We start from the raw sequence: 22,223 nt of genomic DNA, 5'->3' as shown, positions 1-22,223 counted from the left end.
CGACACGCTGGGTCCCGACTCCGACCAGGCGTAGCCGACGGACCGTCGACAGGCAAGTGGAGTGCCCGATTCCCGCCTCTGCCACCGTGATTGAGGCCGAAAACGAGTGTGTCGGGAACGCGGGACACACTCCCGTCACATGGCTCGGGTACTTTGCGCGGGGTGCTGGCGCGTCGGCCGCCGGGGATCGGCCCCCGTCACACCCGACACACCGTCAGACGACCGCGCGGCCGGTCAGGTGACGACGTCCCCGGTCCGGCGGGTCGTTCCGCCGCTCCGGGCGAGGACCGGCGGGGCGGCGCGGCTACTGGACGGCCCGGCGGGGGACCGGCAGGTGGACGGTGAGGGCGCTGCCCTGGGCGACCGGGGTGCCGGCGGCCGGCTGTTGCTCGCAGATCGTTCCGGCCAGAACCGGGACCGGGCAGCCACCGTAGGCGACGTCGCCGATCCGCAGACCGGCGTCGCGGGCACTCCTGCGGGCCTGGAGGACGGTCACGCCGGTCAGGTCGGGAGCCTTGATCGAGGTCGGCGCACTGTTCTGGTGCTGGACGGTGTAGCCGACGGCCAGCGCCGCCAGCGCGGTGCCGCCCGCCAGCACCGCGGTCAGCCGGCCGGCCCGGCGGCGCGGACGGCGCGGCGGGGCCGGGTCCCCGGCCGGCTCCGGCAGGGTCACGGCCTGCTCCACCACGGGGCCGGCGGCGGTCAGCGGGCCGGTGGGCCGGGGAAGTGCCGCTTCGAGGGCGGCGCGCATCCCGGCCGCGTCGTGGAAGCGCTGGTCGCGGTCCTTGGCGAGCGCGGTGAGCACGACGCCGTCGAGCGCGGGCGGCAGGTCCGGCCGGTGCCGGGACGGCGGGACGGGCTCCTCCTCCAGGTGGCGCCAGGCGGTGGCGAGCGGGGTCTCCGCGCTGAACGGCGGCTGGCCGGTGAGCAGTTCGTAGAGCAGGCAGCCGGTGGAGTAGAGGTCGGTGCGGGCGTCCACCGGCTCGCCGCGGGCCTGCTCGGGCGAGAGGTACTCGGCGGTGCCGATGACCATCCCGGCCTGGGTCAGCGCGGTGCCCGCGGCGGGCGCGAGGGCGTGTGCGATGCCGAAGTCCATCACCTTGACGGTGCCGTCCGGGGCGACCATGACGTTCGCCGGCTTGATGTCGCGATGCACGATGCCGTGCTCGTGCGCGTGTCCCAGGGCGTCCAGGATGTCGGCGGTGAGCCGTACCGCCCTTGCCGGGCTGGGCGGTTCACCCTGGGCGAGCAGCTCCGACAGCGTCGCGCCGCGGACGTGCTCCATCACGATGTACGGCAGCGGGACGCCACCGACGGCGTCCTCGCCGGTGTCGAAGACGGCCACGATGCCGGGATGGTTCAGCGCCGCCGCCGACTGCGCCTCCCGGCCGAAGCGCACCCGCCAGGACGGGTCGGCGGTGAGGTCCGCCCGCAGCACCTTGACCGCGACGGTCCGGTTCAGCCGGAGGTCCCGCGCCTGGCGGACCTCGGCCATGCCACCGCGCCCCAGCACCTCGCCCAGGGCGTAGCGGCCGCCCAACGGCTGCTGCTGCTCCATGCCACGCCTTCCCTTCTCCGGCCGGGCCCCGGCTGCCGGGCCCGTCTCCGGTGGACCCACCGGAAACGCTGGACCGTAGCGCGCAATCATGTGAAAACCCTGTGGAAGGCGGAGCGGATCGACGGAGGCGGGGATCGGGGGAGCCTTTCTCGCCAAGATCGCGTCACCCCCCGACGGCCGGTCCCCGCGCGGGGGCCGGCCGGCTCCCGGGCCGCACCCGGGACACCACCGAGGCCCCGATCCGGATCCGGAGCCCGCGCCGCGACGGCGCCGCACGCCCACGTCCATTGCTCAAGGCGGGTGACTCACTCCGTCGCAATCGCCGCGACGGGTGCGGGTGGATGCTTTGCTGTCGCCATGCCCAACCGTTCCAGGCACCGCGCACACGCGGGCGCCACCGCCTTCGCCCGCCGCCGGATCCCGCGGACCGGCCGTGGCTGACGGCCCGCACCGCGCCACGGCCGCCGCCGTCCTCACCCTGGTCGGCGGCCCCGACAACGTCACCTCTCTCGCCCACTGCCTGACCCGACTACGCCTCGGGGTGCGCGACCGCGAGTTGGTCCGCGAAGCCGAACTCGCAGCACTGCCAGCCGTGTTGGGCGTTATCCCGGACGACACGTACCAGATCGTACTCGGCCCGGGCGTGGTCGACCGGGTCAGCATGGAGTTCGCACAGCTCCTCACGGACCGGCCACGGCCGGTCGACGCCGACGAACTGGCCCACCGTGGTGCCGCGTTACGCACCGGGCAGCGGGCGCGCAACGCCACCCCGGGACGGCTGCTGCTGCACCGGATCGCCGACGTCTTCGTCCCGCTGATCCCGGCGCTGATCGGCTGCGGTGTGGTGTCCGGCCTCAACGGGCTTCTGGTGAACCTGGGTTGGATGCCTTCCCTGGTCCCGGTACTCGGTGCGATCGGTGCCGCGTTCCTGTCGCTGATCGTGGTGTTCGTCGGCTACCAGACGGCCCAGGTGTTCGGCGGGACTCCGGTCATCGGGGGCGCGGTCGCGGCGGTGATCGTCTACCCGGGGGTGGCCGGCGTCTCGGTCCTCGGCACGCGGCTCTCCCCCGGCCAGGGCGGCGTGCTCGGCGCGCTGGGCGCGGCAATGCTGGCGGTGTGGCTGGAGAAGCGGTTCCGACGCCTGCTGCCCGGGGCGCTGGAGGCGCTGCTCACCCCCACCCTGACCGTACTGATCACCGGGCTGGTCACGCTCTTCGGCCTGATGTACGCCGCCGGCCGGGTCTCCGCCGCGGTCGGCACCGGCGTCGGCCAACTGCTGGCACACGGCGGGCTGTTCACCGGGCTGCTGCTGGGCGGTCTCTTCCTGCCGCTGGTGACGCTGGGCCTGCACCAGGCACTGATCCCGATCCACACCACCCTGATCGCGCAGCAGGGCGCCACCCCGCTGCTGCCGATCCTGGCGATGGCCGGCGCGGGCCAGGTCGGCGCGGCGATCGCGATCTACCTCCGGCTGCCGCGCAACCCCTCGCTCCGCGCCACCATCCGATCCGCCCTCCCGGCCGGCCTGCTGGGCGTCGGCGAGCCGCTGATCTACGGCGTCTCGCTGCCGCTGGGCCGCCCCTTCGTGACGGCCTGTCTCGGCGGCGCGGCAGGCGGCGCCCTGGTCGGCCTCTTCGACCAGCTCGGCAGCGGCGTCGGCGCCACCGCGATCGGCCCCTCCGGCTGGGCCCTGTTCCCCCTCCTCAAGGGTGGCCACGGCCCGGCCGCCACCGCCGCCGTCTACGCGGCCGGCCTGGCCGCCGGCTACCTGACGGGCTTCCTGGCCACCTACTGCTTCGGCTTCACCCCCGCCATGCTCACCACCCTGAACGCCACCCCGGCCGGCGAGCCGACCGACGTCCACTGACCGTTCCGAGCAGCGCACCCGCCCAGCCACCCGACGGGCCGGCCGCCACCGGCACACCGCGCATGCCAACGACCCCACCGGCCGGCGACGACTACGGCAACACCTGGTACTACGGCCGCGTCGGAGGCACCAACACCACGGGCTGGATGTCCGGCGGCAACCTGACCGGCCGGGGCGGCGACTTCGGGTACGAGGGCCGCTGGTCCCGCGTCACACCGTCCGGCGCCGACGGACGGCTCCGACGGACACCAGGGCCCCAGCCGCCGGCTGGGGCCCACTCACCAGCCGTGCAGCCAGACCCGCAGCGGACCGACCGGCTCGAAGCCGTGGCGGACGGCGGCCGCCAGGTCGTCGCCGTGCTCGTAGCCGACCACCGGCAAGGTGGGGAACAGGTGGCGCACCGCGTCCAGTACGACCGGCCAGGCCGCGTCAGGGCCGCCGTCCAGAGCGAAGACGTTGGAGACTCCGACCACGTGGTCACCGCGGCTCGCCACCGCTCCGGCGACCACCCGACCGTCGGCGGACCGCCCGGCGAGCAGATACGTGTCAGGGTCGTCGAGCAGCTCGGACCGGAACAGATCCGCGTTGCCGTCCCCGCCGTCCCAGGCGAGCGCCCAGGCGAGCAGCGTGTCCGGGTCGCCCGCCACGTCCCAGCCGAGATCCGACGCGACGGCGGGCGCACCCGCCGGGCGGTGGATCCACTGCGCCTCGAACAGCACGTGGAAGCCGGCCCCGGTCAGATCGAGGTCGGCGAAGCTGTCCTTGACGGAGGCGCCGGGCGCGGCGGTGTCGATCCGGGCCACCAGGGCGGCCGGGTCGGCGCCCGGCACCAACGTCACCGCGTCCGGGTGGTACCGCGGCGTCCGGGCCGGGGCGACCCAGGCCTGCACCCCCAACTCACCGACCAGGCCGTGCGATCGGCTCATCGCCGCGCACCACGCGGCGTTGTTGCGGGCGCTGGCGCGGACCAGGGACTGCTTCGACGTCGTCACGAGTGCGCATCATGGCCCGCCCCGGCCCGGCCCGTCGAACGGTTTTCCGCCACCCGCGACACGAAGGCCACACACGCGTGCCCACCCATCAGCCACTTCCGGCCGACCGCCGCGAGAGGCCCCGGGTGTGCCGACCGCGGGGGTTGGCGACAGGGCCGGACCGGGTCGTCCGGCGCCATGGGGACGAGGGCGGCCACGGCGGCCACGGCCGTCGACCGCAGGTTCGAATCCTGCCAAATCACACCAAATAGGCGCGATACGGACATTGTGCTGCCAATTCGAGCCAGGAATGGTGAAGAGATTGCCATACGCGGCTTTTGTGCGGGATCTTCGTTTGTGTAAGCACGAGATGCGGTGACGTGATTCCCGCACCGCGGGGCATCGAGATGCCCGTCCGGTGCGACGCCGTCCACGGTGGTCGCGAATTCACCTCCCGGTTCGATATTCGAATTTAGGAGAAATTGTGAGCTCGAGGAAGAATGTCGTGCGTTCCGTGGCCGTGGCGCTCGCCGCGGCCGCCGCGTTCACCCTCGGCGTGCCGAGCGGCACCGCCTTCGCCATCGACCACGTGCAGTGCGTCGGCGGCGAGAACTTCCTGAAGATCTGGTCGCACCTCGACGACCGCCAGAGCGTCGACTGCTACGCGAACGCCGGGAAGACGGACTTTTGCGGGTGGTGGGTCGACCGGATCTCCACGGGGAACAACGACCTGATCTACTACGACGCCAACGGTGACTCGGTGAAGATCGAGCGCTGGCACGACATCACCTTCCCGAACCGTCCGCCGAAGGTCGTCGCCATCCAGATCCTGTGAGGAGTTGACGGGCCGACATCGCGGAACGGCCGTCTCCACCGCTCGTCCATTCCGCGCTGCCACCGCTTCCCGGGGGAACATCGGATTTTCCGTGGCGCACATCCGCTCGCGCCCGGCCTGCGGGTGCCGGCCACGCCGTTCCGGGCGTGGCCGGCATCGCTCGTCCTGCCCCCGTTCCCACCGCGCTGGAACTGTCCGTGTTCCGCGGTCGGACGTGCCCGGCCGGCTCCGCCCGGCGCCGCGGGGATCCGAACCCGGAACGGACCCTAGGCACGGCCGTAGACGCGGCTGACCGCGATACGGATCACGACCCGGCGTTCGGCGACCATCGCGGCGCGGAACTCCGCCCAGTCCGGGTGCTCACCGGCGTTGGCGCGGTAGACGGCGACGAGCTCGTCGACGGTCGGGTCGTCGGGGGCCGCCGCCACCGGCGAGAGGTCGGCGTCGCCCTCGGCCACCGCGTAGGCGCCCATGGTTCCGGTGCTGACGTGGAAGCTCGCGCGCGGGTCGCGGCGCAGGTTGCGGACCTTGGCCCGGTCGTCGGTGGAGGAGATCCGCAACAGCCTGGTCCCCGGGTCGAAGACGTGGTTGACGTTGGAGAGTTGCGGTCGGCCGTCGCGCTTCAGGGTGACCAGCACACCACCACGCGCCGCGCTCAGCAGCTCTTCGAGTCGCACCTGCTCGGTCTCTCCGGACATACCGCTCCCTCCACCGTTCGGGGACGCTCCGGATCCTATGTCCCGGGCAGCGGCCCGTGCCCCGCTCATCCGACCCGCCGTCCGGGCGGGCTTGCTGCACGCTGGACGTGTGGCGCCACCTCCCGGCACCGGAACGACGGCGAAAGGCGAGGCCGGATGGACGACCGTGACCAGGGCCGATCCAGGCCCGGACGGGAACGGGCGCGGCGGCCGACGGTGCTCGGCAGCCGCCCGCCGCGGGCGCGGACCACCGCCACCGCCCACCCGTCCCGGGGCCCGGCCCGCGCGGCGCCGTCGACGGTGGGACCGGCGCTGCGCCGGACGGCCGGGTACGCCTGGCGGCTGCTGGTCGTCGGGGTGGCCGGTTACGCCGCCTACCTGGTGGTGCAGCGGCTGGAGCTGCTCGCGATCGCGCTCTTCCTGGCCCTGGTGGTGACCTCGGTGCTGCGCCCGGCCGCCGACCTGCTGGGCCGGGCGCTGCCCCGCCCGCTCGCGGTGCTCTTCGCCCTGCTCGGCGCCCTGGTGTTGCTGGGTGGCCTGTTCGCGCTGGTGGGCGAGGTGGTGGCGAGTGAGTCGGGCCGGCTGGGTCGGGAGTTCGGCGGCGGGCTGGGGCGGATCGAGCAATGGCTGGAGGGGCCGCCGTTCCGGGTCCGGGCGGGGGCCCTGACCGGACTGCAGGGGAAGATCGCGTCCTACCTGTCCGCGCACCGCTCGACGCTGATCAGCACCGCGGTGAGCGGGGCCAGCCGGGTGGTGGAGTTCGCCACCGTGGGGGCGCTGGCGCTGTTCTGCTCGATCTTCTTCATCCACTCCGGGGACCGGATGTGGCGCTGGGCCGAGGACCAGCTGCCGACCGCTGCCCGGTCCACCTGGGACCGGGTCGGACGGGTGGCCTGGCGGACCTTCGCGGGTTACACCCGGGGGATCGTCATCGTCGCCGCCAGCAACGCCGCGCTGGTCGGCATCGCGCTGGCGCTGCTGCGGGTCCCGCTGGCACTGCCGCTGACCCTGCTGGAGTTCTTCGCCACCCTGGTCCCCCTGGTCGGCTCGCCGATCGCGCTGGCCGTGGCGGCGGTGGTCGCGCTGGCCACCCGGGGGCCGGTGGTGGCGCTGATCGTGCTGGCACTGATCGTGGTCATCGGCCAGATCGAGGGGCACGTGCTGCACCCGCTGGTGATGGGCTGGGCGGTGCGGATCCACCCGGTCGCGGTGGCCCTGTCGGTCGCCGGCGGCGCGGTGCTGGAGGGGGTACTCGGAGCGGTGGTGGCGGTGCCCGTGGTCTCGGTGGCCTGGGCCGTGGTCTGCGAGCTGCGCGGGCCTCCGGACAGCCGCTGCCCCGGCCCGCCAGCAGGCCGCTGACCACCTCCGCCAGGTGGCCGGACTCCGTTGGCCTCCGGCGGGCAACCAGTGTAGACATGGCGTATGGCCCGGTTTTGGGGCCGGTCCTGGGCCCTGTCGGCCCCCCGTACCTCAGGTCGGCACCCACGGAGTCGGCCTGACCTGCGTCGGAACCCGTCGCAGGACCAGCACCAGCACCAGGACCCGCAGCGGCCGGCGCAGCGGCGCCCGTGGTCGGTACTGAACGTGCGCAGTGTCGCGGGGCAGGTGTTCATCCTGCAGGTCGTCATCGTGCTGCTGCTGATCGTGTTCGCGGTGCTGGAACTCCTCGTGCAGGCCCAGCGCGACAGCACGGCCGAGGCCCGCAACCGCTCCCTCGCGGTGGCCCAGACCTTCGCCAACTCCCCCGGGATCGTGGCCGCGCTGGCCTCCCCCGACCCGACCGCGATCCTGCAACCACGGGCCGAGGCGGCCCGGGTCACCTCCGGGGTCGACTTCATCGTGGTCACCAACACCCAGGGGATCCGCTACACCCACCCCAACCCGGCCCGGATCGGCCACAAGTTCGTCGGCACGATCGGACCACCGCTGGCCGGTCACCCGATCACCGAGACGATCAACGGGACCATCGGCCGGCTGGTGCAGGCGGTGGTGCCGGTGGACGACCCGAGCAACGGCAAGGTGGTCGGGCTGGTCTCGGCCGGTATCACGATCAAGAAGGTCAGCGGGGTGGCCGACCGCGAGCTGCCGCTGCTGCTGGGCGGGGCGGCCGTCGCGCTGGGCCTGTCCACCGCCGGTACCGCGCTGGTCAGCCGGCGGCTGCGGCGTCAGACGCTCGGCCTCGGGCCCGCCGAGATGACCCGGATGTACCAGCACCACGACGCGGTGCTGCACTCCGTCCGCGAGGGCGTGCTGATCGTCGACGACCGGAACCGGGTGCTGCTGGTCAACGACGAGGCGAGCCGGCTGCTGGACCTGCCGAAGGACGCCGAGGGCCGCCTGCTCGGCGAGCTGGGCCTGAACGAGCGGCTGGCCGAGCTGCTGAGCCATGGCTCGCCGGTCACCGACCACGTGGTCGGCGCGGGCGCACTGCTGCTGGCGGTGAACGTCCGGCCGACCGACCGCAACGGCGGGCCGCCGGGCAGCGTGGCCACCCTGCGCGACTCGACCGAACTGCTCGCGCTGACCGGGCGGGCCGACCTGGCCCGCAGCCGGCTGCGGCTGCTGCACGAGGCCAGCATGGCGATCGGCACCACCCTGGACGTCACCCGGACGGCCGAGGAGCTGGCCCAGGTGGCCGTGCCGCGGTTCGCCGACTTCGTCACCGTCGACCTGGCCGAGGCCGTGCTGATCGGCGACGAGGCCCCGGCCATCCACGGCATGCCGATGCGACGGGTGGCCGTCGGCGGCATCCGGGCGGACGTCCCGCTCTACCCGGTGGGCCGGAGCATCGTCTTCGCCCCGGCCACCCCGCAGGCCTGGACCCTGGGCACCGGGCGGGCCAAGCTCGCGCCGGTGCTCGCCGACGCCACCGACTGGCGGGCCCAGAAGCCCGCGCACACCACGCGGATCATCGAGTACGGCCTGCACTCGCTGATCACCGTCCCGCTGCGGGCCCGCGGCGCGATGCTGGGCGTGGCCAACTTCTTCCGGATGGAGCAGCCGGAACCGTTCGACGAGGACGACCAGTCGCTGGCCGAGGAGCTGGCCGCGCACGCCGCGCTCTGCATCGACAACGCCCGCCGCTACACCCGCGAGCACGCACTGGCGGTGACCCTGCAGCACAGCCTGCTGCCACGCGGCCTGCCGGAGCAGACCGCGCTGGAGGTCGCCTACCGCTACCTGCCCGCCCAGGCGGGGGTGGGCGGCGACTGGTTCGACGTGATCCCGCTGACCAGCACCCGGGTGGCGCTGGTGGTGGGCGACGTGGTCGGGCACGGTCTGCACGCCGCCGCGACCATGGGCCGACTGCGGACCGCCGTGCACAACTTCTCCACCCTCGACCTTCCACCCGACGAACTCCTCGGCCACCTGGACGAGTTGGTGAGCCGGATCGACCTGGAGCAGAGCACCACCGGGCGCGAGGCCGCGGTCAGCGGGGCCAGCTGCCTCTACGCGGTGTACGACCCGGTGGACCGGACCTGCACGCTGGCCCGGGCCGGCCACCCGCCACCCGCCGTGGTCCACCCGGACGGCACGGTGGAGTTCGCCGCAGTGCCGGCCGGACCGCCGCTCGGCACCGCGCTGCTGCCGTTCGAGACCGCCGAGCTGCGGCTCCCCGAGGGCAGCCGGCTGGTGCTGTACACCGACGGCCTGGTCGAGGACCGCGATCGCGACCTCGACGTCGGGCTGAACCTGCTGCGGGACACCCTGCACCACGCGTACGACCGGACTCCGGAGGAGATCTGCCAGGCCGTCCTCGACGTGCTGCTGCCCGCCCGGCCGAGCGACGACATCGCGCTGCTGGTGGCCGGCACCCGGGTGCTGGCCCGCGACCGGATCGCCGAGTGGGACGTGCCCTCCGACCCGGCGGCCGTCAGCGGCGTGCGTGCCGCGGTGAGCCGGCAGCTGGAGGCCTGGGGGCTCGACGAGGCGTCGTTCGTCACCGAGCTGATCCTCAGCGAGCTGCTCACCAACGCCATCCGCTACGGCGCCGAGCCGATCCGGGTCCGGCTGCTCTACGACCGGACCCTGATCTGCGAGGTCTCCGACGCCAGCAGCACCGCGCCGCACCTGCGGTACGCGGCGACCCTGGACGAGGGCGGGCGCGGGCTGTTCCTGGTCGCGCAGTTCGCCGAGCGCTGGGGCACCCGGTACATCCCCGGCGGCAAGGTGATCTGGAGCGAGCAACTGCTGGACGGCGCGGCGGCGCTGCGGGCGGAGTTCCTCGCCGACCTGCCGACGGAGTGACCGCTCAGACCTGCTCTCAGGAGGCCGGAGCGTTCTCGATGGTGGCGTTGGCGGACTCGGACTGGCTGGTGACGGTGATCTTCGACTGACCCTGTGCGCTGCTGAAGGTCACCACCAGGGTGTTGCGGTCGACCTGCCGCGCCGCGGCGGTGAAGCCGGTGGCCGGGACCACGGTGACCAGGCAGACGCCGGCCTCACCGAAGGCCACCGTGGCGGTGCCGCCGCTGGACTGGAAGGTGTGCACGGCGGCGTCCGGCCCGCAGCTGGGGCTGGCCGCGGGCGTGGGGCCCGGCGCGGGCGGGGCCGAACTCGGCGGTGGTGGCGGGGCGCTGGTCGGCGCGGCCGGCGGGGTGGGGCTGGGCGTAGGCGTCGGGGCGGCGGCGGGCGGCGCGCTGGCGGCCCCGCTGACGGCGTCGCCGATCTGCCCGCTGGGTGACGGGCTCGGGGTGTCCTCGATCGGGACGGCCACCGCGGTGGCGATCACCGTACGGGAGACGGGCAGGCCGGCCGCGCCGGTGCCGGCCACGTAGACCACCGTGAACATCACGGCGCCGACGCTGACGGCCGTGCAGCCCAACCAGATGAGCGGGTACCGCAGAACAGGTCGCACCGGGCCATCCTGCCTCATCGGCTACGGTGTGCTGCATGACGTCCGTCCTCGTCGTGGAAGACGACCCGGTCATCCGCACCTCGCTGATAGAACTGCTCAGTGCCCAGGGCCATCTGGTACGCAGTTCGCCCGACGGCTTCGGCGCGCTGCGGGAGATCACCCAGTGGCAACCCGACGCGGTGGTGCTCGACCTCGGCCTGCCGGACCTCGACGGCGCCGACGCGCTGCGGATGATCCGCGGCCTGTCACAGGTGCCGGTCCTGGTCGCCACCGCCCGTGACGACGACCTGGAGGTCATCAGACTGCTCAACGCGGGGGCCGACGACTATCTCGTCAAGCCTTTCTCCGGTGGCCAGTTGATCGCCCGGCTGAGCGCGGTGCTGCGGCGCTACGAGCGCGGGCCGGGGGCGGTCGGAGCGACGGCGCGAGGTCTGCCGGGTACCGGCTATCCGGACCGGCAGCCCGCCGAGCAGTTGACCGTGGGCGAACTGCGGATCGACCCGCTGGCCCGTACCGCGCATCTCTCGGGGCGTGAACTCGGCCTGACCCGGCGCGAGTTCGACCTGCTGGAGTTCCTGGCCCGGAATGCCGGTCGGGTGGTGTCGCGCCGGCGGATCCTCGCCGAGGTGTGGCGCCAACCGTACGTGGACGAGCAGACCGTCGACGTGCACCTCTCCTGCCTGCGCCGCAAGCTCGGCGAACGGGCCGTGCGGCCACGCTACCTGCACACCGTGCGTGGAGTGGGTGTGAAGCTGGTGTCGCCTCAGTGAGACGGACGCTGGCCATGGTGGCGCTGGCCGTGACCGCCATGGTGGCGCTCTCCTTCCTGATCCCGCTGGCGGTGTTGCTGCGCACCCAGGTGCGCACCCAGGCGACCCAGTCGGCCGAGCAACGGGCCGCCGCGGTGGCGCCGGTACTGGCACTGTCCACCCAACCGGCCGACCTGCGCGGGGTGGTGAGCGGGGTCGACCCGACCGGCCGGCTCTGCGTGCACCTGCCCGGCGGCGTGCTGATCGGTACCTCGCACGCGCCCGGCGCGCTGCTGGCGCAGGCCACCGGGCAGCGTGAGTCGATCGCCCGGGACGTCCCGGGCGGTTGGGACTACCTGCAACCGGTGCTGCTGGCGCAGGACCGGGTCGCGGTGGTCGAGGAGTTCGTCCCGCAGGCCGCGTTGACCCAGGGCGTGGCGACCGGCTGGACGGTGATGTCGCTGCTGGCGCTCGGCCTGGTGACCGGGTCGGTGCTGGTCGCGGACCGGCTCGCGGCCCAACTGGTGCGCTCCGCCCGGAGCCTGTCCCGGGCCTCGAACACGCTGGGCGGTGGCGACCTGGACGTCCGGGTGGCGCCCGGCGGCCCCCCCGAACTCCACGAGGCCGGGCTGGCGTTCAACGCGATGGCCGACCGGATCACCCAACTACTGGCTACCGAGCGCGAGTTGGTGGCCGACCTGTCGCACCGGCTGCGCACTCCACTGATGGCGCTGCATCTGGCGGCCGAGCAGATCGGTCCGGTGGCCGGGGCCCAGCGGATCACCTCGGCGGTGCACCACCTGGAGAACGAGCTGGACTCGATCATCCTGGCCGCCCGCACCCCGCTGGCCGTCCGGCCGCCGCAGCGCGGGGACGGACGGGGCCGCGGCGCCGGCCGGCGGGCCAGGCCGGCCGGCGGGTTCACCGAGGCCACCGAGGTGGCCGCGCACCGGGTCGGCTTCTGGTCCGTGCTGGCCGAGCAGCAGGACCGCGGCTGCGGCTTCACGGCGACCGACGAGCCGACCCCGGTGCGGGTGCCGGAGGACGACCTGGCGGCCGTGGTGGACGCGCTGGTCGGCAACGTCTTCCGACACACGCCGCAGGGCACCGCGTTCGCGGTGACGGTCGAGCGAACCGCGCAGAGCGTGCTGCTGCTGGTGGACGACGCCGGCCCCGGGATCGCCGACCCGCGCAGCGCACTCTCCCGTGGGGTGAGCGTCGGCGGCTCCACCGGACTGGGGCTGGACATCGCCCGGCAGGCCGCCGCGGCCACCGGCGGGCAGCTGCGGATCCTGCGCGGCCCGCTCGGCGGCGCCCGGGTGGAGGTGACGCTCGGACTGGCCGCCGAGTCGGGCGGCGGCGGACGGCGGCGCTGGCGGCACCGGCGCGGCCGGGACGGGCGGGCCCGCCGGCGCGGGCTGCCCAGGTGGCTCGGCCGGCGCACCGCGCGCTGAGCACGCTGGTCAGGGCGTTCCCGGGATCCGAGCAGGGATCCGGGGAACGCCCTTTTGGTACGTACCAGTTGGGGTTGCCAAGCATCACCTGAGGGGAACATTAGGGCTTTCTTAGCGACCCACACTCCCGGACCTCGGCCGGGTCGCGCACCCCTACGCTCGGCGATGCCGGAGACGGTGATCCCCCGAAGGGCTCTGCTGCCCACTCGATCGGGCGGCCAATCCCCCCTGTCCGGCGATGAGATGCGGGCACCCGGGGCGTCGGACTCGGTCCGCCGACCGGCCCGCAGCGGACACGAAGCAAGGAAGTCACGACACATGGTTGCTGACGCAGCGTCCTCCAGCGGCCGGCCGGGCACGGGGCGACGCGGTCCCGACAGCCGGCTCCGCGCCGCCGCCCTTCCCGCGCTGGCGACGGCCCTGACGCTCGTCCTGGTGGTCCTGCTGCTGCTCGGCCCGCCGGCCTGGCCGGCCCACGCCGCCGACCTGACCACGGTCTCGGCGCACCTGCCGCCGGACCAGGCGGTGATCCCCGGCTCGCCACTGGACGCCTACCGCAAGCAGATCCCCTACGACATGGGATCACACAAGATCGCCCGGCTGGCCGCACTGATCGCCTACGCACTGATGACGGCCACCGTGGTGCTCGGTGTGGTGTTGCGAATGCGGTACTTCCAGCGGGTGGTCAACCGCGCCACGGTCTACGGCGCCCACATGACGCTGGCGCTCTCCGCGCTGATCTTCGGTTGCCTGCACGGCGTGACCTTCCTCTACCAGCCGGTGTGGCAGATCAGCACCCGCGAGCTGGTGATCCCGTTCCTGGGTGGGCTCCAGCGGGTCCCGGTGGGCTTCGGGATCCTCGGCACCGAACTGGCCATCGCGGCCGCCTGTTCGGTCTGGCTGCAGCAGGCGATGGGCTACCGACGCTGGTTGAAGTTCCACCAACTCGCCTATCTTTCCTTCGGGTTGATCTGGCTGCACATCTTCACCGTGCACCCCGAGCCGCGCCACCTGGACCTGGTGGCGATCGGCGTCGGGGCCGGCGCGGGAGCCTGCCTGCTGGCCTTCCTGATCCGGCTGCTCCCCTCGCGCTCCCGGCTCCGGCAGCGCGCGTTCCGGATGGAGACCGCCGCTTGAGCACCGTGCCGAGCCCCTGGCCGCAGGAGTGGCCTGCCCAGGCCGTGCCCACGACGTATCCCACGCCGTACGTACCGGTCGGCTATCCGGTCTACCCACAGCCGCCCGCGCCAGCGGTTCCGGCGCCCGGCCTGCTGGTCCCGGTGCCGCCACCCGGGTACCCCGTTCCGGCTCCGATGCCTCAACCAGTCATCCCCGCGGGCCCGTTGCCAACCGCCGACGAGCCGGAGCCGATCCCCGCCGAGTCCTTCTCGCCGGCGCGCCCGCAGCTCGTCCCGGAGGCCGGGCCGGTCAAGGTGAGCGTGGACAACAACCGCTGCCACATCTACGGCATCTGCCAGCAGGAGGCCCCTGAGATCTTCCGGATCGCCGAGAGCGGATCGCTGCACTACACCGCCAACGTGCCCGCCCACTCGGCCGCCAAGGCCCGCCAGGCGGCCCGCTGCTGTCCGATGCAGGCCGTCTCGGTGCGCACCGCCGCCCCGCCCGCGCCGGCCCGCCGGTCCGGACGCAGCGGCACGGCCACCCGTCCCAGCCTGCGCCGGATCGTGGTGGCCGGCGGCGGCCTGGCCGGTCTCAGCGCCGCGACCCGGCTGCGCGAACGCGGCTTCGACGGCGAGCTGGTGGTGGTCGGCGAGGAGTCCCGGCTCGCCTACAGCCGTCCGCCGCTCTCCAAGCAGTACCTGGCCGGTGAACTGACCGCCGAAGAGCTGGAGTTCCGGGTGGACGGGCCGATCGACGCGCACTGGCTGCTGGACACCCGGATGGTCGGGCTGGACGCGGCGGCCCGCACCATCGAGCTGCGCGGCGGGGAGCAACTCCCGTACGACGGACTGGTGATCGCCACCGGGGTGGACGCCCGACGACTGCCCGAGGCCCCGGTCTTCAGCGAACGGGTGCGCACGGTACGGACCCTGGAGGACGCCGCGGCGATCCGCCGGGCCCTGCACACCGCCCGGGCGCACCACGTGGTGATCCTCGGCGGCGGCTTCGTCGGCTGCGAACTCGCCTGCACCGCCCGGGACCACGGCATGGACGTGACCCTGGTGGTGCACAGTGCTCCGCTGCTGCGCCGGGTGCTCGGCCGCCGGCTGGGCGAGGTGGTCGGCCGGATCCAGGCCCGGGCCGGGGTGGACGTCCGGCTGAGCACCCAGATCACCGAGTGGGTGGACACCGGCGACGGCCTGCGGCTGCGGCTGGACGACGGAGAGGTCGTCAACGCCGACTTCGTGGTGCTGGGCCTGGGCAGCGTGCCGCGCACCGAGTGGCTGCGCGGCAGCGGGCTGGACGCCGCCGACGGCGTGCTCTGCGACGCCACCTGCCACGTGCTGGACCTGAGCGGCCGTCCGGTGTCGGGAGTGGTGGCGGCCGGCGACGTGGCCCGCTGGCCCAACGCGCGCTTCGACGCCACGCCACGCCGGATCGAACACCTCATCCACGCGGTCGAGATGGGCCAGCACGCGGCCGACTCGCTGCTCCGCGGGCCGGGCCGGGCGGCCCGGTTCACACCCGTGCCGCGGTTCTGGTCCGAGCAGCACGGCAGGCGGCTACAGGCGGTCGGCATCCCGGCGCTCGGCGAGCGGGTGGAGATCGTCGAGGGCTCGCTGCGCTCGGAGAGCTTCGTCGCCACCTACACCCGTGACACCCCGCAGGGTCCGCAGCTGGTGGCCGCGGTCGCCTTCGACATGCCACGCCAGTTGCTCGCCTACCGCGACCTCATCGGCCGGACCGACCGCCCCCGGGCGGCGTTGCCCGGCCCGCTCGCTCCCCACCCGGTCCCCCGACAGGGCCGGGCCGGCAACCGAAGGAGGCGCCGTTGAGCCGCCGCAGGAGCCGCCGGACGCGGCGCTCCCCCCGTCCCCCGTACGCCGGGATGCTGCCCTGGCTGCTCGGCCTGCCCGCCCGGCTGCACGTGCGCTGGCTGCTGATCGCCACCGTGATGACCCTCGCGATGGGCGCCTACCTGCACGTCCTGCTGACCGCGCCGCCGATGCCGCCCGAGCAGGCCCCGAACTCCGGCCCGGGCATCGCCCAGGCGGCCCCCGCCCCGCACTGATCCCCCTCCCCCGTAAAGGACTGTCAGATGGCCTCCCACCAGCGACCGGATCCCCGCCCCGGCCGCCACCGCACCCACTTCCGGGGTCGCCGGGCCGCCGCCCTCGCGCTGGCCCTCGGCGGCACGCTGGCCGCCGCCGCCTCGGTGCTCGGCGTCTCCTTCGCCGCCACCACGCCGGCCGCCCGAGCCGGCGGCCCCACCCCGGCGCCGACCGCGCAGCCCAACCCCAACTGCACCCTCACCGTGCCGGCCGCGCCGCTCACCGCGGCCGGTCTGGCCACCCCGTACACCCTCACCGCCACCGACCCGCGGCAGGGCCCGTGCCACGAGGCCGACGCCAACCAGTCGGCGTTCGTCCAGGCCACCATCGTCGACCGGGACACCGGCGCGGTCTCGGTCTACGACCCGCTGGTCACCGACGCGGGCCGGCAGCCCGCGGTCGCCCCGGTGCTGCCGACCCTGCCGGCGCACGCCGTGGTCGGGATCTGGTTCGGTTTCAACGGCACCGTGCTCACCCTGAACGGCCAACTCGCCGCCGGCGACTGCGTCAACGGCACCCCGGGCCAGCCGTTCGGCCAGTTCGCCTACTGCAACGCCCCGGCCTTCTTCGCCACCGCGAACGCCGCCGAGCGGGCCGGAAAGCTCCCGGTACCACCGATCGGCACCGGCAAGGACGGTCAACCCTGCCTGACCACCAGGGACTTCGGCCTGGTCGACCAGGACCAGAGCGACAACGTCACCACCGAGTACCTGGTCGACCGGCGCGGCCGGACCGCGCAGAAGACCGCAGCCAACTCGGGCGTGCAGAACAGCACTTCACTGGTCAACGGGAGCGACAACCTGCTGCTGACCAACTTCGAGGACCCGGCCCTTGGGTGCACCCCGTGGACCGCGCCCGACCTGGCCGACCCCGGCGCCCGGACCACCTCACTCGGGCTCGACGAGCTCCAGGCCGCCGCCGACCAGGCGGCCCCGGTCGCGTTGGTCCCGCTCAACGACCCGATGGTGCTGGTGGACAACCAGCTGAGCCGGACCAAGACCAATCTCTACCGGGCCGGAGTGGACCAGCCGCAGCTGAACAACGCGGACAACGGCGACCCGCGGACGTACTGCTCGCGGATCGCCTCGATCGGCGCCCGCCGGATCCGGCTCGACCACCGCTTCACCGCCCAGGCACCCTCCCCGCAGGCCGGCCAGAGCCTCTTCACCTTCCTCAGCCAGCGGCTCACCGCCTCGCTCACCAACCTGGGCTGCCCGACCGGCGTCCCGCCCGCACCGGGCCAGGGCGACGACGCGCAGGTGCACACCTGAGCGCCCCGGGCGGGTGCGGCGGGCGCGGACCCCGCCGCACCCGGCCGGTCGGGCCGCCCGGCCACCCGGGTGGTGGCCGTCCCGACCGGCCCCCGGGCGCCGCGGCACGCTCCGGCAGGCGTCCTGGTCGGCCGCACCGCACACGGTGCGGCCGGCCCCGGCCCGCCGATCATCCACAGGTGGTCCCCGGCCGCCGATGGGGTAGGAATGATCGTGGCCGGTGCGTCGCCGGCGGGCTGCCGGCGCGGGCGTACGGGGCGGGCGGCCGTGTTGCCGGTGACCGGACGGAGGCCCAGCCCATGCGGCAGGTCATGCTGCCGATCGGACTCGCGCTCTGCGCAGCCCTCAGCAACGCCGTGGCCACGGTGCTGCAACGGCTCGCGACGCTGTCCGTACCGCAGTCGGCCGGGCTGCGCGCGAGCCTGCTGCTGGACCTGCTGCACCGGCCGGTCTGGCTGGTCGGCATGGTGGCGGTGATCGGTGCGGCGATCTTCCAGGCGGCGGCGCTGGCCAGTGGCGAGATGACGGTGGTCCAGCCGCTCTTCGTGGTCGAGCTGCCGCTGGCCCTGGTGATCGGCTCCCGGGTGCTGCGCCGCCGGCTGCCGCCGCGCGGCTGGCTGGCGGTGGCCTGCGTGGTGGTCGGCCTCGGGACGGCGATGGCGGCCGCCGCGCCCTCCGGCGGGGCCAGCAGCGCGCCGCTGGTGCGCTGGATCCCGGTGCTGATCGGTTGCGGCGGGGCGGTGGTGCTGCTCACCGGCGCGGGGATCAAGCGCCCGCCGGGCCGGTTCCGGGCCGGCAGCCTGGCCGCCGCCGCGGCGATCTGCTACGCGCTGACCGCCGCGCTGATGAAGTCCGCGACGCACACCCTGGCCGACCGCGGGGTGACCTCGTTCTTCCTGACCTGGCAGACCTACGCCTTCGCGATGGCCGGGGCGGGCGCGCTGTTCCTGCTGGAGAACGCGCTGCAGTCCGGCCCGCTGGTCGCCTCGCAGCCCGCGCTCACCCTGGGTGACGCGCTGGTCAGCCTGACCCTCGGGATGACCCTGTACGACGAACGGGTGCGCGGCGGCTGGTGGATCCTCCCGGAGCTGCTGGGTGCCGCGCTGGTCGCGGTCGGCGCGGTCGCGCTGGCCCGCACTCCGCTGGCCCGGATGGTGGCCCAGTCGGCCGACGAGGGGCCCGCTCCGCGCGTGCATCGGCCCACGGCTCGCTAGCTTGTCCTCGAGCGGCCTCGTCCCCGAGCGGGCGGCTGCGCCGATCGGGGCGCGACCGGGCCGAGAGCGCGAGGAGCAGGCCGTGAAGTACATGTTGCTGATGCAGTTCAGCGCCCGGAGCACCGACTTCCCGGTGATCACCGAGTGGCCCGAGCAGGACGTCCGGGCGCACGTCGCGTTCATGCAGGCCACCAACCGCGAGCTGACCGCCTCCGGTGAGCTGCTGCACGCGCAGGGCCTGGCCATGCCGGACACCACCCGGATCGTCCGCGCCGGGGCCGACGGCAGGCCGCGGATCACCGAAGGCCCGTTCCCCGAGACCAAGGAGTTCCTGGCCGGCTACTGGATCACGGACTGCGCGGGCCCCGAACGGGCGGCCGAGATCGCCGCCCGGATCTCGGCGGCGCCCGGCCCCGGCGGACGGCCGCTGAACATGCCGATCGAGGTGCGCGAGGTGTTCGCCGTGCCGCCCGCCGAGCAGGGCCGGGGCCACTAACCGTGTCGGCGTCACCCGGATGCTCGTCGCCACCCGGCGGTACCCCCGCTGAGGTCGACGCGGACCGGGGTTCAGCCCACCGGCTCGTGCCCGGGTGAGCACGACGGCGCGCCGGCCCACCGGTGCAGGGCGGCTTCGAGACCGGTGACGGCGGCGGTGCCGGTGCTGTCGGAGGCCCAGGCGACCACCCCGTCCGGGCGCACCAGCACCCCGGTCGGCGTCGCGTGGTCGTCGGTCACGCTGCGCACCCGCCCGGGCCAGGCCGCGGCGAGGCGGGCGAACGCGCCGTCCGGCGTGCGGTCTAGCAGCAGGAACCCGCCGCCGTGACCGTGGTCGACCAGACGGGAGCCGTCCCTCAGCCACAGGTCGGGGACGAACCGGCCGACCAGGGGATGGTCACCGGGCAGGTCGATGCGCTGCGTGACACCGGAGATCTTCTTGACCGCGTAGGTCGTGCCGGCCCGGGTACCCAGCAGGTCGGCGACGACCTCCCGGAGCGCGGCCGACTTGGCGTCCCCGCGCATCACCCCGATCTGGGCCCGCGTCCAGTCCAGCACCCAGGCACCGAGGGGACGACGCTCGGCGTCGTAGGTGTCGAGCAGCCCTTCGGGAGCCCATCCGGTGACCACGGCACCGAGCTTCCAACCGAGGTTCATCGCGTCGCCGACCCCGAGGTTGAGCCCCTGCCCGCCGAACGGCGAGTGCACGTGCGCGGCGTCGCCGGCCAGCAGCACCCGCCCCGACCAGTAGGTCGCGGCCTGGCGGGCGTTGTCCGTCCAGCGGGTCGCGGTGCCGCGCAGCGCGGTCAGCGTGACGTCGGTGCCCGAGACCCGGCGCAGACTGGCCTGCACCTCCTCGAGGGTCACCGGCGCCCAGCGGTCGGCGGGAGCGCCGCCGAACTCCACGGTCACCACCCGCCCGGGCTGTGGCCCGTAGCGGTACGCCCCCCGGGTCGACCATGCCCACCCGTTCACGAACACCGAGGGATCGGCGAGGTCCACGACCGGCAGGTGTCCGGTGAGTTCGGGGTCGGTGCCGGGGAAGTCGATGCCCGCGAGGCGGCGCACGGTGCTGCGCCCGCCGTCGCACCCGACCAGCCACCCGGTGCGCACCGTGCCGGCAGTGGTGCCGACGAGCACGGCGTCGCCGGTGTCCTCGAGCGCGGTGACCTCCACCCCGCGACGCACCGGTACGCCGAGCCGCGCGACATGGCCGGCCAGCAGCTCCTCAGCCACGGAGGGTTACGAGGCGCTGACCATGCGCCGGCTGGCCGGCGCGCTCGACACCGGCCCCGCCTCGCTCTACGCCCACGTGGTCAACAAGGCCGACCTCGACGAGCTGCTCATCGGGCGGCTGTGCGCCGGGCTCGTCCTACCCGAGCCTGACCCCGCCACCTGGCGGGAGCAGATCCGCGGCGTGTGCGCCCAGGTACGCGACCAGTACCTGAAGTACCCCGGAATCTCCCGCGCCGCGCTCGCCATGGCCCCCACCGACCTCGAGACCGTGCGCGTCACCGAAGGAATGCTCGCGATCCTGCTCGCCGGTGGCGTCGCTCCGCAGGCCGCCGCCTGGGCCGCCGACGCCCTCCTGTTGTACGTGGCCGCCTACTGCCTCGAGACATCGATCGCGCGCCAGCGGTCAGCACGTGATGACGCCGCCTGGGTCGTCGACCGCGACGAGCTGCTCCGCCGGTTCACCGCCCTGCCCGCCGAGACCTTCCCCCACACCACCCGCCACGCCGCCGAGCTCACCGCCGGCGAGGGCCACGACCGGTTCGAGTTCGCCCTCGCCCTGATGATCGACGGCCTCGCACACCGCTAGGGCCCGTCCGGCGGATCCGTTCGGATCAGCCCGGCGTCGCGGGCCCGAGGGGATCCGCCGGACAGGCCCCCATAGCCGGACGGCGCCGGCCGCGCACCACGCGCTAGGCCGTTCGGATCGGTTCTGCCGCGAACGGCTGTGCCACGCGTGCGGCTGGGGATCCTTCGCGCCGGGGGTAACCCATCGAAAGGATCTTCATGTCAGCTCATCCGCTCTGCCGCGCAACCCGGGTCGCGGCCATCGCCGCCCTCGCCGTCACGAGCACCATCAGCGGCGCCGGGACGGCGACCGCCGCCTCCCCCGAGGACCACCCGGTCCTGCTGAGCGTCAACCGTGCGGGAATCCAGGCGCCGGACAGCCACCAGGGCGGCCTGGTCAGCTTCCGGGTCCAGACCGACGACCCGAACGGCCGCCAGCTCCAGCTGTTGCGCCCGCACGACGGCGTCAGCATGGACCAGGTGCTGCGGGACCTGGCCGACTCGGTCAGCTCCACGCCGTCCACCGCGGCCTCCGGGATCCGGGCGGTCCACGGCGAGGCCGAGGCGCTGGGCGGTGCCATGGTCACCCGGCAGGTACACGAACAGTTCACCGAGGAGGTCTCCCCCGGCGCGGTCTACCTGGTGGACCTCACCGCACTCCGGGCCGACCCGGCCCACCCCGTGGTGAAGACCCTGAACCTGGCCGGCACCAGCGGCCAGAACGCCAACCAGATCCGCTACCCCGACGGCATGGTGATCCAGCAGAGCACCGAGGAGGGCCCGCGGTTCCAGACCGGGACCATGGACCACGCGCACCTGGCCTACCTGGTGCACAACAGCTCGGGCCAGATCCAGGAGATGGAGCTGCGGCCGGTCGTCGCGGGGACCACCGACGACCAGGTGCAGCAGTACCTGGACGAGGTCGCCGACGGCGAGAACCCGGCGTCGCCGTTCACCGGCCCGGGTGTCGGGCTCGGTGGCCTGTCGCCCGACCGTCAGGCCGCGGTCCAGGCCCACGGCCTGACACCGGGCGACTACGTGGTGCTGAGCGAGGTGCCCGACGAGACCACGGGCATGTCACAGGCCGTCCTCGGCATGCACAAGGTCGTCACCCTTCAGTAGCCGGCAGGAGTCGTGGGGGGGGGGGGGGGGGGGGGGGGGAGGCGGGGGGGGGGGGGGGGGGGGGGGGGGGGGGGGGGGGGGGGGGGGGGGGGAGGGGG

General features: G+C 74.0%; 18 protein-coding genes and 1 pseudogene. 14 read left to right on the top strand and 5 right to left on the bottom strand.

The window, feature by feature from the left end; genetic code table 11:
* Positions 1-304: 304 nt before the first annotated feature.
* On the bottom strand, positions 305-1,558 hold the full coding sequence (locus ACZ38L_RS25690) for a protein kinase domain-containing protein (RefSeq protein WP_465697526.1): 1,254 nt from the start codon (positions 1,556-1,558) through the stop codon (positions 305-307).
* 433 nt (positions 1,559-1,991) lie between these two features.
* Here ACZ38L_RS25690 and ACZ38L_RS25685 point away from each other — a divergent pair, with 433 nt between their 5' ends.
* Positions 1,992-3,425 (top strand): PTS transporter subunit EIIC, encoded by a 1,434-nt coding sequence (locus ACZ38L_RS25685; RefSeq protein WP_465697524.1) that lies wholly within the window; start codon positions 1,992-1,994, stop codon positions 3,423-3,425.
* A gap of 278 nt (positions 3,426-3,703) precedes the next feature.
* Here ACZ38L_RS25685 and ACZ38L_RS25680 read toward each other — a convergent pair whose 3' ends face one another.
* The gene (locus tag ACZ38L_RS25680) at positions 3,704-4,417 is read right to left on the bottom strand and encodes a hypothetical protein (protein ID WP_465697522.1); all 714 of its coding nucleotides are present in this window, start codon (positions 4,415-4,417) and stop codon (positions 3,704-3,706) included.
* 484 nt (positions 4,418-4,901) lie between these two features.
* Here ACZ38L_RS25680 and ACZ38L_RS25675 point away from each other — a divergent pair, with 484 nt between their 5' ends.
* A complete protein-coding gene (locus ACZ38L_RS25675; protein WP_465697520.1) occupies positions 4,902-5,231 on the top strand; it encodes a beta/gamma crystallin domain-containing protein in 330 nt (109 codons plus the stop codon).
* A gap of 266 nt (positions 5,232-5,497) precedes the next feature.
* Here the strand turns inward: ACZ38L_RS25675 and ACZ38L_RS25670 are convergent, their stop codons facing one another.
* Positions 5,498-5,929, bottom strand: coding sequence for a PPOX class F420-dependent oxidoreductase (locus tag ACZ38L_RS25670; protein ID WP_465697519.1), 432 nt, complete (start codon positions 5,927-5,929; stop codon positions 5,498-5,500).
* 156 nt (positions 5,930-6,085) lie between these two features.
* Here ACZ38L_RS25670 and ACZ38L_RS25665 point away from each other — a divergent pair, with 156 nt between their 5' ends.
* Positions 6,086-7,288: an AI-2E family transporter gene (locus ACZ38L_RS25665; RefSeq protein ID WP_465697517.1), complete on the top strand. Its 1,203-nt coding sequence runs from the start codon at positions 6,086-6,088 to the stop codon at positions 7,286-7,288.
* Between the two features lie 63 nt (positions 7,289-7,351).
* Positions 7,352-10,177 carry a SpoIIE family protein phosphatase gene (locus ACZ38L_RS25660; protein WP_465697515.1) on the top strand — a complete coding sequence of 942 codons (2,826 nt, stop codon included), beginning with the start codon at positions 7,352-7,354 and terminating at the stop codon, positions 10,175-10,177.
* Positions 10,178-10,193: 16 nt separating this feature from the next.
* Here ACZ38L_RS25660 and ACZ38L_RS25655 read toward each other — a convergent pair whose 3' ends face one another.
* Positions 10,194-10,787: a hypothetical protein gene (locus ACZ38L_RS25655; protein WP_465697513.1), complete on the bottom strand. Its 594-nt coding sequence runs from the start codon at positions 10,785-10,787 to the stop codon at positions 10,194-10,196.
* Between the two features lie 35 nt (positions 10,788-10,822).
* Here ACZ38L_RS25655 and ACZ38L_RS25650 point away from each other — a divergent pair, with 35 nt between their 5' ends.
* The 8 genes from ACZ38L_RS25650 (at position 10,823) to ACZ38L_RS25615 (ending at position 19,204) form a co-directional block, all read left to right on the top strand.
* Positions 10,823-11,557, top strand: coding sequence for a response regulator transcription factor (locus ACZ38L_RS25650; protein ID WP_465697511.1), 735 nt, complete (start codon positions 10,823-10,825; stop codon positions 11,555-11,557).
* Positions 11,554-12,990 (top strand): sensor histidine kinase, encoded by a 1,437-nt coding sequence (locus ACZ38L_RS25645; protein ID WP_465697509.1) that lies wholly within the window; start codon positions 11,554-11,556, stop codon positions 12,988-12,990. Before ACZ38L_RS25650 ends, ACZ38L_RS25645 begins: the two co-directional genes overlap by 4 nt.
* Positions 12,991-13,308: 318 nt before the next feature.
* Positions 13,309-14,127 (top strand): ferric reductase-like transmembrane domain-containing protein, encoded by an 819-nt coding sequence (locus ACZ38L_RS25640; RefSeq protein ID WP_465697507.1) that lies wholly within the window; start codon positions 13,309-13,311, stop codon positions 14,125-14,127.
* Between the two features lie 5 nt (positions 14,128-14,132).
* Positions 14,133-15,947 (top strand): FAD-dependent oxidoreductase, encoded by a 1,815-nt coding sequence (locus tag ACZ38L_RS25635; RefSeq protein ID WP_465697542.1) that lies wholly within the window; start codon positions 14,133-14,135, stop codon positions 15,945-15,947.
* A complete protein-coding gene (locus tag ACZ38L_RS25630) occupies positions 15,944-16,183 on the top strand; it encodes a hypothetical protein (protein ID WP_465697505.1) in 240 nt (79 codons plus the stop codon). Before ACZ38L_RS25635 ends, ACZ38L_RS25630 begins: the two co-directional genes overlap by 4 nt.
* A gap of 27 nt (positions 16,184-16,210) precedes the next feature.
* Positions 16,211-17,494, top strand: coding sequence for a hypothetical protein (locus ACZ38L_RS25625; RefSeq protein WP_465697503.1), 1,284 nt, complete (start codon positions 16,211-16,213; stop codon positions 17,492-17,494).
* 299 nt (positions 17,495-17,793) lie between these two features.
* Positions 17,794-18,708, top strand: a complete 915-nt coding sequence (locus ACZ38L_RS25620) for a DMT family transporter (protein ID WP_465697501.1) — start codon at positions 17,794-17,796, stop codon at positions 18,706-18,708.
* A 91-nt stretch (positions 18,709-18,799) separates the two neighbouring features.
* On the top strand, positions 18,800-19,204 hold the full coding sequence (locus ACZ38L_RS25615; RefSeq protein WP_465697540.1) for a YciI family protein: 405 nt from the start codon (positions 18,800-18,802) through the stop codon (positions 19,202-19,204).
* Positions 19,205-19,275: 71 nt separating this feature from the next.
* On the opposite strand, the pseudogene ACZ38L_RS25610 reads toward ACZ38L_RS25615, so the two are convergent.
* Positions 19,276-20,433: pseudogene (locus ACZ38L_RS25610) on the bottom strand (FAD-dependent monooxygenase); the annotation flags it as partial.
* 22 nt (positions 20,434-20,455) lie between these two features.
* On the opposite strand from ACZ38L_RS25610, the gene ACZ38L_RS25605 reads away from it, so the two are divergent.
* Together ACZ38L_RS25605 and ACZ38L_RS25600 are read left to right on the top strand one after the other, a co-directional pair.
* Positions 20,456-21,025, top strand: a complete 570-nt coding sequence (locus ACZ38L_RS25605; RefSeq protein WP_465697538.1) for a TetR/AcrR family transcriptional regulator C-terminal domain-containing protein — start codon at positions 20,456-20,458, stop codon at positions 21,023-21,025.
* 197 nt (positions 21,026-21,222) lie between these two features.
* Positions 21,223-22,125: a hypothetical protein gene (locus tag ACZ38L_RS25600; protein ID WP_465697499.1), complete on the top strand. Its 903-nt coding sequence runs from the start codon at positions 21,223-21,225 to the stop codon at positions 22,123-22,125.
* Positions 22,126-22,223: the final 98 nt, after the last annotated feature.

The organism is Kitasatospora sp. NPDC024654 (assembly GCF_055559155.1).
This window is presented reverse-complemented; position numbering and strand designations above follow the sequence as displayed.